Source organism: Myxococcus sp. CA005 (assembly GCF_006518205.1).
Taxonomy (GTDB): Bacteria; Myxococcota; Myxococcia; order Myxococcales; family Myxococcaceae; genus Myxococcus; species Myxococcus xanthus.
In genome coordinates this window covers 23,416-40,515 of the sequence record NZ_SRLV01000041.1, presented here as the reverse complement: position 1 = coordinate 40,515, position 17,100 = coordinate 23,416, and the positions used below count along the sequence as shown (strand labels likewise).

The following is a 17,100-nucleotide window of genomic DNA, read 5'->3' as shown; positions in this document are numbered from 1 at the left end:
TGTAAATTGAGCGGGCCGTCAACGTGGTTAAGGCCGGCCTCGCGGGGCGGTGGCACGGGAGCAGTGCGTCACCTATGCTTTGGGGGAGATGAAGCTGCCCGGACTGTTCCGCAAAGAGCGCACCACCATCCAGGCTGCCGACGCGCAGGACCACGCCGAGCGGCTCCTCGCCGAGTCGCTGCGCATGCTGGGCCAGGTCTGCGCCAAGGTCGCAGACGCCATCGAGGCGCAGCGGCTGTCCCGCCAGGGGTATCCGCACAACACCTACCTGCGACGGACCGACGGCGACGAGGACGACACCGCCAAGAAGGCGTAGACGGGTGGCTCGCCATGGCCACCGACTCCGACGCTGACGTGCCCGTCCCCTGCCTGGCCTCCGCGCCCACGTGGCGGGACGCCGGCATCCGCATGCCCATGCCCGCCCTCCAGGACACGGAGGGCCCTCGCCTGCCCGAAGGACTGCCGCCCGTGGTGGACGCGCACGTCCACCTCTTCCCGGACCGGGTGTTCGACGCGGTGTGGCGCTGGTTCGACCAGTACGGCTGGCCCATCCGCTACAAGCTGCACACGCGACAGGTCGTGTCCTTCCTCCTGTCGCGAGGTGTCCACCGGGTGGTGGCGCTGCATTACGCCCACCGGCCAGGCATGGCCCGCGCGCTCAACGCCTACGTGGCGGAGGTGGCCCGGGAAGAGCCTCGTGTGCTGGGGCTCGCCACCGTGCTCCCGGGCGAACCCGATGCCACGGCCGTGTTGGAAGAGGCGTTCGACGCGGGCCTGCGTGGGGTGAAGATTCATTGCCACGTTCAATGCTTCTCACCTGACGCGCCGCACCTTCACGAGGTGTATGCCGCGTGCGCGAAGGCGGGCCGTCCGCTCGTCATGCACGCGGGGCGGGAGCCCTCCAGTCCCCACTACAATTGCGACACCTACGCGCTCTGCGCCGCGGAGCGGGTGGAGCGCGTGCTGAAGGACCATCCCACGCTGAAGCTGTGCGTGCCCCACCTGGGCGCGGACGAGTTCGACGCCTACGCGCGGCTGCTCGAGCGGCACGACAACCTCTGGCTGGACACCACCATGGCCCTGGCCGGGTACTTCCCCGTCCCCATCCCCCGCCGCGCGCTGGAGGTCCGGCCCGAGCGCATCATCTACGGCACGGACTTTCCCAACATCCCCTACGCCTGGGACCGTGAGCTGCGGACGATGCTGGGGATGAAGTTGGATGACGCGGTACTCGCGGGCATCCTGGGGCAGAATGCGCTCCAGTTGTACGGAGCGTGAGCCCCGTGGACATCCGGCTCCGGATGCAAGCCTCGTCCTCACGGGCCGTTCGCTGTTGAAAAGCACCGGGGCCCCTTCCGGAATGGAAGAGGAGTTCCCATCATCCTGCCCATAGAATTTCGCGGCGCCACACCCAGCCGCAGCTTCCGAGGCCCTGCCATGTCCCACATCCTGGTCGTCGATGACGACGCGAGCCACCGCACGCTCATCTGCGATGCACTCGAGGAAATGGGCTATCCCACGGTTCAAGCGGCCAACGGTCGTGAGGCGCTGGACCTGCTGGAGGGAGACATGCCCTCCGCCGTGCTGCTCGACTTGCGGATGCCAGTCATGAGCGGTTGGGGATTGCTCGACGCACTCAAGAAGATGCCCCGTGCGCGGGGTCTGCCCATCATCATCATCTCCGGCTACGGCTTCGAATGGGAGGCCGAGCTCGTGGGCGCCGCGGGCTACATCTCCAAGCCCGTGGACCTGGACAAGGTGCGGATGACGGTGCAGCAGATTGCCGGTCCGCCGGAGATGTCGCTCGTCCACTGAGACGGCACCGTAGGAGCCAGCGGGCATCCCCCTGTTGACGGGTGGGGATTGTCCCCCGGTGCCGGGCTCGGGTGAGATGGAGGACATTCCATGATGCCCTCTCCCACTGATGACCTGGCGGTCGACGCCCGCGGACTGCAGAAGCGCTTTGGCGGCTTCAGCGCGCTCAACGGCCTGGACCTGCAGATTCCCCGCGGCGCCTTCTACGCGTACCTGGGCCCCAACGGGGCCGGGAAGTCCACCAGCATCGCCTTGCTGACCGGGGTGTACGGTCCCGACGCGGGCTCCATCCGCATGCTCGGGGTGGACGCGGTGGCCAGGCCCATGGAAGTGAAGCGCCGCGTCGGCGTGGTGCCGGAGGAGCTGAGCCTCTTCGAGCGGCTCACCGGCCGGCAGTACCTCACCTTCTGCGCGCGCATGTACGGGCTGGACGGCGACGAGGCCGCCGCGCGCGCCACCGAGCTGCTGGAGCTGACGGAGCTCACCTACAAGGCCGGCGCGCTGGTGGCGGAGTACTCCAAGGGCATGCGCCGGAGGCTCGCCATCGCCGCGGCGCTGATCCACGCGCCGGAGCTGGTGCTGCTGGACGAGCCCTTCGAGGGCATCGACGTGCTGGCCGCCGGCGTCATCCGCGAGCTCCTGCGCGAGCTGAGTCGCCGAGGGGTGACGCTGCTGCTCACCACGCACGTGCTGGAGATCGCCGAGCGGCTGGCCACGCACGCGGGCATCATCCGCGGCGGCCGCATGCTGGACCAGGGGCCGGTGGGCTCGCTGCTGTCGCGATACGAGTGCCCGTCGTTGGAGGCGGTGTTCGAGAAGCTCATCTCCGTACCGGCCTCGCGCAACGCGCGCCTGTCCTTCTACGGTGAGGCGCCCGCGTCCGTGACGCCGCTGCGCCAGGAGACCGCATGAGCCGCCCCGCCGTGCCCGGCTTCTTCCGGCACCTGTGGCTGCTGTGGGGGCTGCGCTTCGACATCGGGTTGAATCAGGGCCCCGGACGCAGCCGGCTGCTGGCGGTGGCCGCATTCGCCGCGTCGAGCGCGCCGGGCCTCTTCCTGGGCCTGACGTTCTTCGCGCTGATGCGGCTGCGGCCCATCGCGGAGAGCGACGTGTGGCCCTACTTCATCCTCAACCTGCTGTGCTTCGTCACCTTCTCGGTGTGGGTGACGTGGCCGCTGTTGTCCGCGGGTGTGGATGACCACTCCGAGCTGAGCCGCTACGCCGCCTTCCCCATCTCCCCCTTCCGGCTGCTCATCGCGTCGACGGTGGCCAGCCTCTTCGAGCCGCGCGCGCTCGTCTTCTACGCGCCGCTCACCGGGGCCGCGCTGGGCTTCGCGTCCGTCTATGTGCTGTACATGCCGTGGCTGGCGGTGGTCCTCTACGTCCTCTTCGCGCTCCTGTGCGCGGCCTGGAGCCGGGTGGCGCTGTACGCCGTCATCAACGTGCTGCGGGCGAAGCACAGCGCGGAAATCATGGGCGGAGGACTGGCGCTCTTCCTCCTGGGCGCGTCGTTCATTCCGCCCATCGACACCTCGTGGCTGACGGCGGTGGGCGAGGCGGGCGTGGACGCGCTGGACATGTCCCTCATCATCAACGCGGCGGTGGCGCTGGGCCGCGTGCCCCCGGGGCTCTTCGGAGACGCGCTGGCGCAGCTCGCCTGGCACCGGCCCCGGGCGGCCATGTTCGAGGCGGCGGCGCTGCTCTTCTTCGCGGGCGTGGGCATGGCGGTGGCCTACGCGCTGCTGATGCGCTTTCACCGGCAGGCGGGCCGCGCGGGGGGCTCGAGCAAGGACTCGGGGGATAGCAACCCGTTCGCCACCACGCGGACGCGCTACACCACGCTGGTGACGCGCGAGGCCCTGGACCTGTGGCGCAACCCGCGCGCGCGGCTGCTGGCGTCGGTGCCCTTCATCCTGGCCATCCTGCTGAAGCTGCTGTCCGGAAGGGACTTGTTCGTGTTCCTCCTGGGCGGCTCGGCGGATGCGTGGCTGATGGGGGGCCTGTGCATCTACGGCGCGGTGGTGATTGCGTCCACGTTCTCCCAGAACACCTTCGCGTACGACGGACAGGGCTTCGCGGCCTTCCTGGCGGCGCCCCTGGACCTGGCGGACGTGCTGCGCGCGAAGAATCAAGTGCAGGGCGCGGCGGCGCTCGGGATGGCGGCAATGGTGGCGCTCTTCTACCGGGTGTACTTCGGCTTCGGCACCGGGCTGGACATGCTGTGCGCCATGGCGGCCGTGGGCGCCGTGGTGCCCATGCTGCTGGCCGCGGGCAACTTCCTGTCGCTGTACTTCCCGGTGAAGTTCCACGCGAGCCTCAAGCGGCGGGACAAGGTTCCGCTGACGGCCTCCATGCTGGGCATCCTCGCGGCCAGCGCGGGCTGCATGCCCTTCGGCTGGGCGCTCAAGCTGGCGGGCAAGGAAGGGCCCACGTGGCACACGGCGGCGATGATTCTCCTGGCCGCCGCGTTGAACGTGGCGCTGTATCGCGGGGTGCTTCCCCTGGCGCTGCGGCTGCTGGAGCGGCGGCGTGAAGTGGTGCTCCAGGCGGTGACGCGGGAGTAGCGCGCGCGGCCTTCCCGGGGGTGATAGACGGAGGGGCCATGCCCATCGCCGAGCTGAATGGACAGGGAATCTACTTCGAGGACTCCGGTGGAAACGGCCGGCCCATCATCCTGGGCCATGGCTTCCTCATGGACCACCGGATGTTCGACGCGCAGGTGGCGGCGCTCGCTCCCGAGTTCCGCGTCATCCGCTGGGATGCCCGCGGCTTCGGGCAGACACGCTGGGACGGCAAGCCCTTCACGCCGTGGGACTCGGCCGCGGACTGCGTGGCGCTGCTGGACCACCTGGGCATCGAGCGAGCCGTCGTGGGCGGCATGTCCCAGGGCGGATACAGCGCGCTGCGCGTGGCGCTGAAGCACCCCGAGCGCGTCCGGGCGCTGGTGCTGCTGAGCACCCGGGGCACCAACGACGACGCACCCACCCGCGCCGCCTACCAGCAGTCCGCCGACATCTGGGAGACGCAGGGCCCCATCGACCCGCTGGTGCAGGGGCTGGCACAGGCCATCATCGGGGACACGCGCTACTTCGACACCTGGCTGCCACGCTGGCGGCAAATCCCCGGCGGACACTTCGCCAACGCCATCCGCTCGCTCATCGACCGGGACGACATCTCCGGACGGCTGACGGAGATTCGCTGCCCCGCCATCGTCTTCCACGGGCTGGAGGACCACGGCATGCCCCCGGTCCACGGCGAGCACCTGCACCAGACGCTGCCCGGCAGCGTGCGCTTCGTCCCGGTTCCCGGCGCCGCACACGCGGCGAACATGACGCACCCGGAAGCCGTCAATCCGGCGCTGCTGGAGTTCCTGCGCGCCCACGCCTGACACGCGAAAGCCGCGGACGCCTCCAAGCGCGCCCGCGGCTTCCTGTCCCCCGCTTCGCTGACGCTCAGTAGGCGATGTTGTAGCGGGCGGCCTGCGCCTTCACGCCCTTCATCACGTTGGCGTCGAAGGCGTCCTCCTTCTCGGGAGCGTTCTTCGTCAGCCACGCCTCGCGCTCCGCGGCCAGCGTCTCCGCCTTCTTCTCCAGCGCCTTCTTCTCCTCGGAGAGCGCCCTCACCTTCGCGACCTGAGCCTCCTTGGACATGCCCTTGAGCTCGGTGGGGAGCTCGTCCGCTTTCACGCCATCCAGCGCGGACGGCGCCTCCACCAGGTCCACCGCGCCGCCCACCGCCTTGGGCGCGCTGCTCGCGGGGGCTCCCGCGGCCCCACCGCCGCGCGTCTTCTTCATGTAGCTGATGCGCTCGGCCGCCGCCTCCGGCGCCAGCGCCCCCATGGAAGCGGCGCGCGCCATGTTCTCCGCCTGGACCTCCCTGCGGCCCGTGTAGAGCGTCTTGGTGGCCAGCTCCGCGTTCACCTTCGCCAGCTCCGCGTCATACGGCGTGGCGACGGCGACCATGCCACCGCCCTGGTCAATGGAGTCGAAGGTGCCGTCCGTCAGCTTCGCCACGAACCGCCACGACGCCTCCGTCTCTGCATCCCCGCCGCACCGCACGGTGTTCACGACGATGTGCTTCTCCCGGGCCTTCTTCGCCCAGTGCTTGAAGTCCCAGTCGTCGTTGCGCTGCGCCGGGGGCGCGTCCCCCACCAGGAAGATGGCCTTCATCACCTCGCGGTTCTTGCTCCAGGACAGCTTGGACACGGCCTCGCCCAGCCCGCGCCCCACATGCTCGGGCGTATCCCCGCCGCCACCCGCCTCGAACTTGCGCAGGTTGGCGAACACCGTGTCCAGGTCGTCGCTCAGGTCGAAGCGCTTCGTGACGTAGTCGTCGCCCACGTCGCGGTAGGCCACCAGCCCCACCTTCAGGTGCGGCGTCGGACGGCCCTGCGCGATGCGCGAGGCGATGGAATAGATTTTCCGCTTCGCCCCCTCCAGCAGCCCGCTCATCGAGCCCGTCGTATCCAGCACGAACACCACTTCAATCTCCGGCCGGGCGGCGGCGGGGACCTGCTGCTGCTGGGACGGCGCCGGCTGCGCGGGCTTCTGGTTCGGAGCGGGCTTCGCCTGAGCGGCCGGCGTCGCCGTCTTGGCGGGCGCGGGCTTCTCCACGGGCTTGAGAATCGGGCTCTCCTCGGCCAGGGACAGGGCAGCGGACAGAGCGGTGACGAGCGCGGCCGACAGCGCGGCGCGCGACAGGGACTTGCGGTCCATGGCGTTCTCCAAGGGGAAGGACGACGGCGAGGTTCGAAACGAATGACTTCGCCCCTGGGTCTACGCCCCCGGTCGATTTCTCACACGCGCCGCCGGTTGCACCCGCCCGGCCCTGGAGTTAGGGCACCTTCCGCGTGCGCGTCTTCCATTCGGACAGCTACGAAGTCCCGTTGCCTCCCGGCCACCGCTTCCCCATGGAGAAGTACCGGCTGCTGCGCGAGGCGCTCCTGGAGCGGGGCGTGCTCACCCCGGAATCCCTCACCGAATCCACGCCCTGCCCACGCCAGGACCTCGCGCGCGTCCACACGCCCCGCTACCTCGACGCGCTGTCCCAGGGCACCCTCACCGACGCCGAGCAACGGCGCCTCGGCTTCCCCTGGTCCCCCGAGCTGATGCGGCGCTTCTCCGCCGCGGTGGCGGGCACCCTCGACGCCGCCCGCGCGGCGCTCCAGGACGGCATCGGCGGCAACCTCTCCGGCGGCACGCACCACGGCTTTCCGGACCACGGCGAGGGCTTCTGCGTCTTCAATGACATCGCGGTGGCCATCCGCGTGCTCCAGGCCTCGCGTGACATCCGCCGGGCCGTGGTGGTGGACCTGGACGTCCACCAGGGCAACGGCACCGCCGCCGTCTTCACCGGCGACGACTCCGTCTTCACCTTCTCCATGCACGGAGAAAACAACTTCCCCTTCCGCAAGCAGCCCTCCCACCTCGACGTGGGCCTGCCAGACGGCACGGGAGACGCGGCATACCTGGACGCGCTCGCCCTGCACCTGCCCGAGGTGCTCGACAGCGCGGGCGCCTGCATCCTCTTCTTCCAGGCGGGCGTGGACCCGCTCACGGAAGACGCGCTGGGACGGCTGTCCCTCACTCACGCCGGACTGAGAGCGCGCGACAGGCTGGTGCTCGAGGCCGCACGCCAACGGGGCATCCCCGCGGTGCTCACCCTGGGCGGCGGCTACGCGAAACCCCTGTCCGCCACGATTGATGCGCACGTGGGCACCTATGAAGTGGCCCGTGCGCTGTTCCGCTGAGCCCGCCTGCTCTGGAGCGGCTTGCCCGGGTGCCACGGTGGACGGATGCTGGCACGCACCAGGAGATTCAAGAACATGACCCCATCCCTCCGCCGGTCCCTTTTCCGGGGCCTGTTCCTCGTCGGCAGCGCGCTCGCTTTGTCCTGCGGCAGCGACGGGCCCTTCTTCCGCATCGCCTTTGACCTCCCCGACACCCTCACCGCCATTCCGGGCGAGAGCCTTCCGGTGGACATCACCGTGCGGCGCGAGGGCGACGACCAGAGCGCGTTCCGCATCAACCTCCAGAATGCGCCCGAGGGCGTGACGCTCACGCCGGAAATCGTCCTGCCCGAAGGCGAGCCCAGCGTCACCGCGACCGCCACCTACTCGGTGGCGCAGGACACGCAGGCCCGGGGCATGATGCGCGCCCAGCTGATGGCCACCAACGCCACGGAGACGTTCGCGGCCAGCGCCAACATCTTCCTCGTCATCCTTCCGCCGCCCGTGGCCCAGCCGGACTTCTCCGTCACCATCGAGCCGCGCCAGTTGGACCTGTTCGCCGGTCAGAACGAGAAGGTGCGCATCACCGTGACGCGGGCGGAGGGCTTCACCGGCCCCGTCACCGTCGCCCTGGAATCGCCCACCCGCCGCATCAGCATGCCCACGGTCACCATCCCCGCGGACCAGACGTTCGTGGAGCCCTACATCGACACCGACCGCGGCATGACCCGCGTGCCCGTCGCCGCCTCCATCACCGCCACCAGCGAGGACGGACGGCAGGCCAGCACGGGCACCACCATCAACGTGCGCTAGCACCGCCACGCGAGGCGCACGCCGCCGGCCCTCCGAGCGGCCCACGGACGAGGGGCCAACCCACTGGCCTCAGGGGGCTTCGTCCCGGAGCCGCCTCATGCCCGAATCCATTCGAGGGCCCACCCCGGTCAACTTGAAATCCCCCGTCAGACTGACGACGGGGCCCCGTCCAGCGCCGGGGCCTGCACGCACGGCAGCAGTGCGCGAAGGGGCCTGGGAGGGATACCTTGAAGACAGCCATGAGCATTTCACCCACCCGCCGGCAGGCCGCGCTGGACGCCCTCAAGCTGGACGACGAGTCCCTCCTGAAGGCGTGTGAGGTGGACTACTTCATCGCCTCGGGCCCGGGGGGCCAGCACCGCAACACCACCGCCAGCGGCGTGCGCCTCACGCATGCCCCCACCGAGTTGTCCGTCAGCGCCACCGAGCGCCGCAGCCAGGTGCAGAACAAGGGCGTGGCGCTGGAGCGTCTGCGCGAGGGACTCAAGGTCCTCACCTTCGTGCCCAAGGTGCGGCGGGCCACCAAGCCCACCGCCGGCTCCAAGCGGCGGCGCCTGGAAGGCAAGAAGCGCACCTCCGAAAAAAAGGCCCTGAGAAACAGCAAATCCGGCTGGTGACCCAGGGTCCATCAGGACTCCAGTCACCCTGTCGCCGGACAGTCAGGGTGCGCCTAAAGTTTGCGAGCTCGCAGACGTTGCGAGGTCATCTGCTGCTCGCAGGGACCTCCTCCTGGGAATTTGCCATGGAGTGTCGGGGACTTGGCCCGCCAGGCAGGGAGGCACGAGGTGTGCAAAGACACCCGCGTGTCTCCATTGCCCCAGCCCCCAGGGGTCATTGTGCCCGCAGGACATTCCCCCATGCCCTTGCTCACAGTTTTTCCGACGCCTTCCCAGAAGTACCGTTCCCGCGCGCCCCGCTGGAAGCTGTGGGCGCCCCTGGCACTGACGCTGGCCGCCTCCGCCGCGTGGGCCCAGGACGCCGCCACCGCCGCCGCGCCTGAGCCGGACTACGCCGTCGAGGCGAAGAACGCGCAGCCGTCCGGCCTGGTGGTGCAGGTGGAGCCCCTTCATCAGACGCAGTTCATCGTGGAGAACGCCGAGCGCGTGAGGGTCCAGTCCTCCGCGGTGGTCGAGGCGTCGCTCGGTGAGCCGAATCAAATCATGGTCCAGGGGCTGAGCCTGGGCGTGTCCGAGGTGCTCGTGTGGCGCCAGGGCAGCAGGCAGCCCCTGAGCGTGCGCGTGGAGGTCGCCAAGTGAGCCGGCGCGACGCACGCGGAATGACGCTGCTGGAGGTCAGCATCGTCCTCGCCATCATCGCGGTGCTGGCCGCGCTGGCCTACGCGGGCTACGCGCAGCTCAGCGCGCGGGCGGGTCCGCAGAACGCGGCCGCCGACCTGTCCGGCGCGCTCGCCGAGGCCCGGGCCCGCGCCGTGGACCGTCAGGCCGACGTGTGGCTCATCATCTACCCGGACATCAATCCGGAGGGTCAGGCCGGCGCGGGCCATGGCGCCTGGTTCCTGCTGGAGGACCGCCTGCGCAACTTCGGAGACGCCGCGGGCGCCGGCGGACAGCTGAGCTTCGGCACCTTCTCGCCCCCGCTGGACATCCAGCCTTCCGCGGACCAGGGCCGGTTGATGGACGCCATGTACATGGACCGCTACTCGCAGCGCACCGTGCGCTTCGGCGCCAGCGGCAACCTGGCGTGGACCGGCATCTTCGAGGGACTGGCCCCCACGGCCTGCAGCTTCTGCAGCGGCGCGCCGCGGCGGGGCGCCATCGTCTTCCGCGGTGACGGCTCCGCGCGCTTCGTGGACGGCGCGGGCCAGCCAGTCATCCCCGCCGGCAACGGCGCCGTGAATCGGGCCGCGTCGCTGGCCCTTCTCTCCACCGACGGGCAGCGCGAATACCTCTTCGCCGTCTCCGCGCCCGTTGGCTTCGTCGACATGAGGGTCAACCGATGAGGCGCCTGAATCCCGCATCCCGCCGAGCCCACATGCGCGGCGCCACGCTCATCGAAGGCATGGCGGCCGCCGCCATCCTCGCCATGGGCATCAGCGGCGTCTTCGGCGGGCTCATCTTCGCCAGCCAGCAGAACGCCGCCGCCAACCGCCTGTCGCAGGCCAGCGCCATCGCCTCGCAGGTGCGCTCCGGCATCCAGCTCCAGGGGCGCGCCCGCCTCTTCGCGGACGTCGGGCCGCTGTCCAGCGCGCGCTGCGCCGGCGCCGCGGAGACGCTCGAGCTGGCCGGCGGCCTCGCGACCCTGCCCGACGCCTGCGTCGTGGACCTGGACGCCTTCGAGACCGCGGCCGGAGACCCGCTGCTCCGCGTGGTGCCCGGCTACTCGCCGGAGGAGAGCGAGCACTACCGCCGCGTCCTCGTCTGGACGCCGGCGCAGGCCATCGACTCGGTCGCGGTGGTGGTGTCCTTCCGCAGCGCCGGCCAGCGCCGCTACGTCAAGCAGTTCGTCGCGCTCTACAACCCGGCGGAGAACGGCGCGGGGGTGGAGCTGTGAACGCCCCCAGGACGCACGCGCGCCGCGGCTTCACGCTCATCGAGTTGCTGGTCGGCATCACCGTCTCCTCGGTGGTGCTGCTGGCGGTGGCGGGGACCATCATCGCCGTCAACAACATCTTCCAGAGCAACACCGTCTCCAAGACGGCCGTCGAAGGCAGCCGCGTGGGCTCCGACTTCCTCAACCGCACGCTGCGCTACGCGGGCTACGGGCTGGACCCCGCCATCGCCTTCGACTTCGGCACGATGGGCCTGCCGGAGGCCCGCAAGGACAACTACACGCAGGAAGTGGAGGACTGGGGCAACTTCGTCACCGACGACCTGGCCTTCCGCTACCGCGACCCGATGTTCCTGCGCCGCGGCCAGCTCGACGGCACCGGGGCGGAGCCCTTCCAGTTGGAGCTGGAGCCCGCCGCGACCTTCGGCCAGCCGCTGCGCCAGGGGCAGGCCATGCTCATCGCCTGTCCGGGCGGTCAGGACTACTTCCTCGGGCGGCTGACGGCGGACGTTGCCGCGGATGGCACCAGCGCCACGCTGAACACCGCGCTCGCCGCGGGCCTCCCTGGCGATGTGCCCAAGTCCTGCATGACGGACACCGGCCGCATGCCCTTCGTCATGCTGGTGCATGAGAAGCGGCTGCGCGTGGAGGCGTACGGTGGGCGCCCGTACCTGGTGGTGAAGCACGGCTGGGCGGAGAACGCCGACTTCGACCCCATCGCCGTGGACGTGGAGTCCTTCCAGGTCAGCTACCAGATGAACCGGCCGCCCGCGAATTCCGCCTGCTGCGCCGGCCTGCCCGCGCCCGACGGCGCCGTGGGCAGCGGCATGGCCTGGGTGCTGGGTGACGAGGACGCCGTCGTGCTGCCCAAGTACGACGACCACGTTCCCGCACCCACGTACAGCACGCCGTACGACGCGCCCCTCCGCTACAACATGAACCCAGCCAACATCCGTTCGGTGGGCGTGGGCCTCACGGTGCGCTCGGCGCGCCCGCTGCCCTCAGGCACGAAGAACCAGGGCCGCAGGCTCTTCAACGCGGACCCCGTGAATCCCGAGGACATGTTCTTCCGCACCACCGTGGAGACGTCCGTCCGCATTCCCAACATGACGTCCCGCGCCTTCTTCATCCCCGAGCTGCGCGCCGAAGGCGTCGCCGGTGACATCAAGAACGTCTGGGGAGGCTAGCCATCATGACCCACTTCGCCTCACGCCGGGGCAGCGCCCTGGCCATCACCCTGATTGCCCTGACGGTGCTGCTGCTGCTCGTGGTGGGCGCCATCACCTTCACCGGCCGCAACCAGTCCGCCGCCGTGGCCAAGACGCGCAGCGACCGCGTGGAGGCCTGCGCGGAGACGGCGCGGCGCTACCTGCTTTCGCGGCTGAAGGTGTTCGGCACCGGCGCCGTGCCCGTCACCAGCATCAGCCTGGAGCAGGTGCTGCAAGACGACCAGGTCGTCGCCGACAGCAGCGTCATGCGCACCGCCCACCTGGGTGACACCGCGTCGGCGCCCACGGCCGCGGTGCTCGCCTCGTCCTCGTTCAGCAGCGGCAAGGACCAGGTGAGCGACGCGGCCAACACCCTTCGAGAAGGCACGGCCGGCGGCAGCTACTACCGCGTGGTCGTCATGTGTGACGAACCCGGAGGCCGGCAGGCCGAGACCGAGTTCGTCTTCCGCTTCGGCATCTGACCCCTTCCGACTCCGCCCTTCCCCGAGCCCCCCATGAAGGCACTCTTCTCCACCCTGACAGCCCTGTCCGTGCTGCTGGCCGCCCCTGGCGCGCTCGCGCAGGACCCGGCGTCTTGCAGCCTCCAGTCCACCTCCCGCCTGGACGCGCTGCTCAACCCCGCGCGCGGCAGCGACGAGCGCTTCTTCACCAGCCCCAGCGGCCCGCCCAACATCCTGCTCATCCTGGATACGTCGGGCTCCATGGCGTACTGGCCCATCGCCTGGAGCAACAACGACTCCCACAGCTATTCCAAAAACAGCTCCGGCACCTTCCCCGGCTGCCGTCAGGCCAACATCGACGAGCTGAACTACGACGCCAACGTCGCGTACCCGCGGATGTGGCTGTCGCTGACCAACCAGGACTCGCCCTGGTTCGTGCCCACCAGCTACTACCGCTTCGATGGCAGCGGCAGCACCTCGCAGTCCAGCTTCGGGATGACCCGCAACCCGGTGAAATTCAACGAGCCGCCGCCCAACACTGTCATCAGTGGCACCGCGGCAGAGGCGTGCGCCCAGGTGGTGGACTCCGGCAACAACAACACCCAGGCCGCCGCCCGCGCCGCGTGCGCGCAGTGCCTCGCGACGAAGGGCTACTTCCAATACACGCAAGAGAAGCGCGTGGCTTCCGGTAACTTCCTCAACTTCTATTCGCCGCGCGGCCACTCCGCCGTCAACGTCATCAGCCAGGTGCTCAAGGACTCGGAGCGCACGCGCTTCGGTGTGGTGACGTTCTCCGCGAGCAGCGAAGCCACCGACACGGCGAAGTGGAGCGGCCAGGACGTGGTGCGCTTCGAGCGCTTTGGCCCCAGCTGCGGCGACTCGCTCAGCGGCGCGAAGCGTGAAGATCACCGCAACAACCTGCTCAGCAAGATGCGGAACGGGCTGCGCTTCAACACGGGCACGCCCCTGACACAGGCCATGTGGGGGGCCAGCACCTACTTCCGCTCCGCCGGCAGCGACCCATTCCCCGACTGGTTCGGCAGCGACTACCTGCGCGACTCGGGCTTCAACGACGAGGCCGCGCCCGGACGAGCCGCCACCTGCTTCACCTGCGGCTTCAACGCCATGATTCTGCTCACGGACGGGGAGCCCAACGAGCCCGGCGGTGACTCCGCCCAGGTCCCGGCCCAGGTGCGCAACCTGGACGTCCCCTGCTCCAACTGCGCCGCGGCCAGCCAGGGCAGCAACAGCGGCGGCTCCAGCAGCCACATCCACCGCATCGCCAAGTGGATGTGGACGAACGACCTGCGGCCGGAGCTGTCAGGGTCGCAGGCGGTGGCCACCTACACCGTGGGCTTCGCGCTGACGAACACGCAGGCCATCAACCTGCTGCGCGTCACCGCGGACGCGGGCGGCGGGCGATTCTACGCGGCCACCAACTCCAGCCAGCTGAAGACGGCGCTCCAGGCCATCGTCGACGACGTGCAGAACCGGAACATCGCGTTCGCCGCCGCGGCCATCTCTTCGTTCCAGACGGGCAGCTCCACGCTCAGCGCGCTGATGCCGCGCATGTCGCCCGCCTCCGGTGACAGCGCCTGGCGCGGCGACTTGTGGCGCTTCAACCAGTTCAACGAGTTCGTGGAAGGTGTCGACAAGAACGGCGACGGTGACATGGACGACATCTTCGTCGTGGACCGGGACGGGGACATCGTCGTCGAGGACACCTCTGGCAACTTCGTCAAGGACGGAGGCAGCACCCCGGCCGCCCAGTTCTGGGAGGCGCGCCGCGCGCTGATGGCCCGGGCGCTGACCAGCCGGAAGATCTACACGGTGACGGACAGCAACCAGGACGGGCGCCTCACCGCCGCGGACAACGCGGCGACGCCCATCGAGTTCACCGTGGAGAACCGCGAGGTGCTGAAGAGCTACTTCGGCATCCTCGGCACCCCCGTCTGCCCGACGGTGCAGTCGCTCAGCCCCCTGGACATCGACCCGGGCACGTTGATGACGGGCCTCCGGCTGACGCCCCAGCAGGCCGCCGCGGCCATGAGCGTCGCGGTGCCCGGCTTCGGCAACCTGGCGCAGGCGCAGACCTGGGTGAACGACATCTGCGTGCGCACGCTCATCCAATACGTGCGCGGCCAGGACCTGGCGGACGAGGACGGCAACGGCAACCGCACCGAGGTGCGCCGCTCCGTGCTGGGCGACATCTTCCACTCCGCGCCGGTGCTGGTGGACCCGCCCATGGACAAGTTCCTGTGCAACCTGGGCATGAGCAACCAGTGCACGCGCACGCTCTACAGCCAGCAACTGGGCGTGTCGCCCACGCCGCTCGCCACGGAGAGCATCAGCCGCTGCGGCAACACCGTGGAGGTGGACGCGTATGACGCGTACCTGCACCGCTACCGCCGCCGCGACAAGCTGGTGCTGGTGGGCGCCAACGACGGCATGCTGCACGCCTTCCGCGACAGCACCGCGAGCAACGACAACTGCGAGGGCGGCCTGCCCATGATTGAGTACTCGCCCAGCAACGGCGAGGAGGAGTGGGCCTTCATCCCGCCCGACCTGCTGTCGCGCCTGCACGAGATGGCGGGCGGCCACCAGTACTACGTGGACGGCGACATCATGGTGCGCGACGTGTGGGCGGACGGCTCGGACGGCTCGCAGCCGGACGGCATCAAGCAGTCCACCGAGTACCACACGATGGCGGTGATTTCGGAGGGACGCGGCGGCGTGCACTACGTGGCGCTGGAGCTGCGCGCGGACTCGGGCACCGGCCGCTTCGGCGCGCCCCGGATGCAGTGGATGTACCCGCAGCCGGACTCCCCGGAGGCCGCCCTCTTCGGCAAGACGCTCTTCTCGCTCAGCCCCAAGCCGCCGCCCATTGGCCCCGTGCTGGTGGAGGCGGGCACCGCGGCCGGTCCCGTGTCCCGCTACAACGTGGAGACCCAGGAGCGGTGGATGGTGGCCCTGTCGGGCGGCTGGTCCCCCGGCCAGGAGAAGGGCCGCGGCATCTACATGGTGGACGCGTGGTCCCCCGAGGTGAATGGCCGCACCGACAACCTGTGGTGGAAGTTCGAATACGACCCGAACGCCAGCGGCGAGCAGCACGGCCCCGCCCAGCACCTCACGCATAGCGTGGCGGCGCCGGTGGCCCTGGTGGACTACGGCGTGGGGGGCAACGTGCAGCAGGACGGCTTCTTCGATACGGCCGTCTTCGGTGACATGCGCGGCCAGCTGTGGGTGGCGCGCATGTCCGTGCCCGGCGCGCTGGACCCGAGCACGGGCCTCATCCGCAACTGGAGCGCCGCGCGCGCCTTCCAGATGGACCGGGACGCCGTGGGTCCGTCGGGCGGCCAGGGCGACAGCCTCACGCGCACGTGGCCCTTCTATTACGTGCCCTCCATTGGCATCCAGCCGGGCACGGGCGCCATGCGCGCGCTCGTCGGCACGGGTGACCGCTACGCGCTGCTGGATGACCAGGCCGGCATCTGCCGCTTCGACAACCCGCAGGCCTGCGCGCGCTACGGGTGCGGCAACGTGGAGGTGGACTACCGCGTGGACCGCATCGGCGAGAACATCACCCAGTCGCGGCACCAGTGGACGCAGCGGGGACTGGCACAGTCCACGCTGACGCGTGGGACGGCCTCGCAGCCCGCCTGTGGCGACCCGGGCCAGACGGTGGTGTCGGCCCGGTTCACCCGACACGAGGCCCGCTCCTGCCCGGGAGCACCCCAGGACTACACCTCCATGAGCCCCGCGCGTGTGGAGTGTGGCAAGGACGCCGAGGGCAACTTCCGCTGCCTCGACGTGAGCAACGTGGCGCCCAACTTCGCGGACCTGGAGCTGACCCGCACCGTCAACGCCATTGGGAAGAATCGCTTCTACGGCGTGCGCGTGTACGGTGTGGCCGGGCAGACGTTCGCCGAGGATGCCACCGCTGTTTCCGCGGAGGGCCCCATGACGGCGAGCCAGTTCGACGCGGAACGCCTGAGCGACCGCACCAACGACAACGACACCAGCGGTGACCTGGTGGACGTGACAAACATCACCTGCGACGCGTCCGGCGCCTGCTCCGCGACGGGCGCCCTGCCCGATGGCAAGGGATGGATGCTGGAGTACACGGACAACCACACCCACAAGACGGCGGGCGGCGCGGCCACGGTGGCCAGCTGCACGCTGTGGAACGTCATCTACCCGTCGCAGGACGGCGAGGTGTGCAGCAGCACCGCCGCCCGGGCCCGCTTCTACCAGGCGGACTTCCTCAGCGGCCTGCCCAACTGCGCCGCGTCCTTCGAGAACGCGCGCTACCAGGAGCGCGCGGTGCTGTCACCGCCGCCCGAGCCCGCCACCGCGGTGATGATTTCGCCCACGGGCAGCGTGAAATACAGCGCCGTCATGCAGGAGCCCGGACAGCGCCAGGCCACCTCGGTGGACGTGTCGGAGAACAGCGAGGTGCTCCAGAACGTGTACGAGCTACCCCTCACCCAGGAGCAGCACGCCTGCCGCCACGAGAACGCGGCCAGTTGCCTGCCGTGATGACGTGAAGGCCGCCCTCCCCGCTCGC

At 69.8% G+C, this 17,100-nt stretch carries 16 protein-coding genes; 15 read left to right on the top strand and 1 reads right to left on the bottom strand.

Going from position 1 to position 17,100, the window contains the following annotated elements; translation table 11 throughout:
* Positions 1-88 precede the first annotated feature (88 nt).
* From FMQ63_RS19340 to FMQ63_RS19315, 6 genes are all read left to right on the top strand, one after another.
* Complete coding sequence (locus FMQ63_RS19340) at positions 89-316, top strand: hypothetical protein (protein ID WP_020477753.1); 228 nt, start codon at positions 89-91, stop codon at positions 314-316.
* Between the two features lie 14 nt (positions 317-330).
* Entirely contained in the window at positions 331-1,278 is a 948-nt protein-coding gene (locus tag FMQ63_RS19335; RefSeq protein WP_020477754.1) for an amidohydrolase family protein, read from the top strand.
* A 159-nt stretch (positions 1,279-1,437) separates the two neighbouring features.
* Entirely contained in the window at positions 1,438-1,815 is a 378-nt protein-coding gene (locus FMQ63_RS19330; RefSeq protein ID WP_011551495.1) for a response regulator, read from the top strand.
* 90 nt (positions 1,816-1,905) lie between these two features.
* The gene (locus FMQ63_RS19325; RefSeq protein WP_020477755.1) at positions 1,906-2,727 is read left to right on the top strand and encodes an ABC transporter ATP-binding protein; all 822 of its coding nucleotides are present in this window, start codon (positions 1,906-1,908) and stop codon (positions 2,725-2,727) included.
* Complete coding sequence (locus FMQ63_RS19320; protein WP_011551493.1) at positions 2,724-4,379, top strand: hypothetical protein; 1,656 nt, start codon at positions 2,724-2,726, stop codon at positions 4,377-4,379. Before FMQ63_RS19325 ends, FMQ63_RS19320 begins: the two co-directional genes overlap by 4 nt.
* A 38-nt stretch (positions 4,380-4,417) precedes the next feature.
* Positions 4,418-5,203, top strand: a complete 786-nt coding sequence (locus FMQ63_RS19315) for an alpha/beta fold hydrolase (RefSeq protein ID WP_020477756.1) — start codon at positions 4,418-4,420, stop codon at positions 5,201-5,203.
* A 64-nt stretch (positions 5,204-5,267) separates the two neighbouring features.
* Here the strand turns inward: FMQ63_RS19315 and FMQ63_RS19310 are convergent, their stop codons facing one another.
* Positions 5,268-6,530 carry a vWA domain-containing protein gene (locus tag FMQ63_RS19310; protein WP_026113833.1) on the bottom strand — a complete coding sequence of 421 codons (1,263 nt, stop codon included), beginning with the start codon at positions 6,528-6,530 and terminating at the stop codon, positions 5,268-5,270.
* Positions 6,531-6,664: 134 nt separating this feature from the next.
* On the opposite strand from FMQ63_RS19310, the gene FMQ63_RS19305 reads away from it, so the two are divergent.
* The 9 genes from FMQ63_RS19305 (at position 6,665) to FMQ63_RS19265 (ending at position 17,072) form a co-directional block, all read left to right on the top strand.
* Complete coding sequence (locus FMQ63_RS19305) at positions 6,665-7,564, top strand: histone deacetylase (protein ID WP_011551490.1); 900 nt, start codon at positions 6,665-6,667, stop codon at positions 7,562-7,564.
* 75 nt (positions 7,565-7,639) lie between these two features.
* Complete coding sequence (locus FMQ63_RS19300; protein WP_225909781.1) at positions 7,640-8,356, top strand: hypothetical protein; 717 nt, start codon at positions 7,640-7,642, stop codon at positions 8,354-8,356.
* Between the two features lie 239 nt (positions 8,357-8,595).
* The gene (locus FMQ63_RS19295) at positions 8,596-8,973 is read left to right on the top strand and encodes a peptide chain release factor-like protein (RefSeq protein ID WP_026113834.1); all 378 of its coding nucleotides are present in this window, start codon (positions 8,596-8,598) and stop codon (positions 8,971-8,973) included.
* Between the two features lie 240 nt (positions 8,974-9,213).
* On the top strand, positions 9,214-9,612 hold the full coding sequence (locus FMQ63_RS19290) for a pilus assembly protein N-terminal domain-containing protein (RefSeq protein ID WP_020477757.1): 399 nt from the start codon (positions 9,214-9,216) through the stop codon (positions 9,610-9,612).
* Positions 9,609-10,316 carry a prepilin-type N-terminal cleavage/methylation domain-containing protein gene (locus tag FMQ63_RS19285; protein ID WP_011551486.1) on the top strand — a complete coding sequence of 236 codons (708 nt, stop codon included), beginning with the start codon at positions 9,609-9,611 and terminating at the stop codon, positions 10,314-10,316. Before FMQ63_RS19290 ends, FMQ63_RS19285 begins: the two co-directional genes overlap by 4 nt.
* Positions 10,313-10,867: a hypothetical protein gene (locus FMQ63_RS19280; protein ID WP_011551485.1), complete on the top strand. Its 555-nt coding sequence runs from the start codon at positions 10,313-10,315 to the stop codon at positions 10,865-10,867. The genes FMQ63_RS19285 and FMQ63_RS19280 overlap by 4 nt, the downstream gene beginning before the upstream one ends.
* Positions 10,864-12,051, top strand: coding sequence for a PilW family protein (locus FMQ63_RS19275; RefSeq protein WP_011551484.1), 1,188 nt, complete (start codon positions 10,864-10,866; stop codon positions 12,049-12,051). Before FMQ63_RS19280 ends, FMQ63_RS19275 begins: the two co-directional genes overlap by 4 nt.
* Positions 12,052-12,056: 5 nt before the next feature.
* A complete protein-coding gene (locus tag FMQ63_RS19270; protein ID WP_011551483.1) occupies positions 12,057-12,554 on the top strand; it encodes a hypothetical protein in 498 nt (165 codons plus the stop codon).
* A gap of 33 nt (positions 12,555-12,587) precedes the next feature.
* Complete coding sequence (locus FMQ63_RS19265) at positions 12,588-17,072, top strand: PilC/PilY family type IV pilus protein (protein ID WP_011551482.1); 4,485 nt, start codon at positions 12,588-12,590, stop codon at positions 17,070-17,072.
* Positions 17,073-17,100 lie beyond the last annotated feature (28 nt).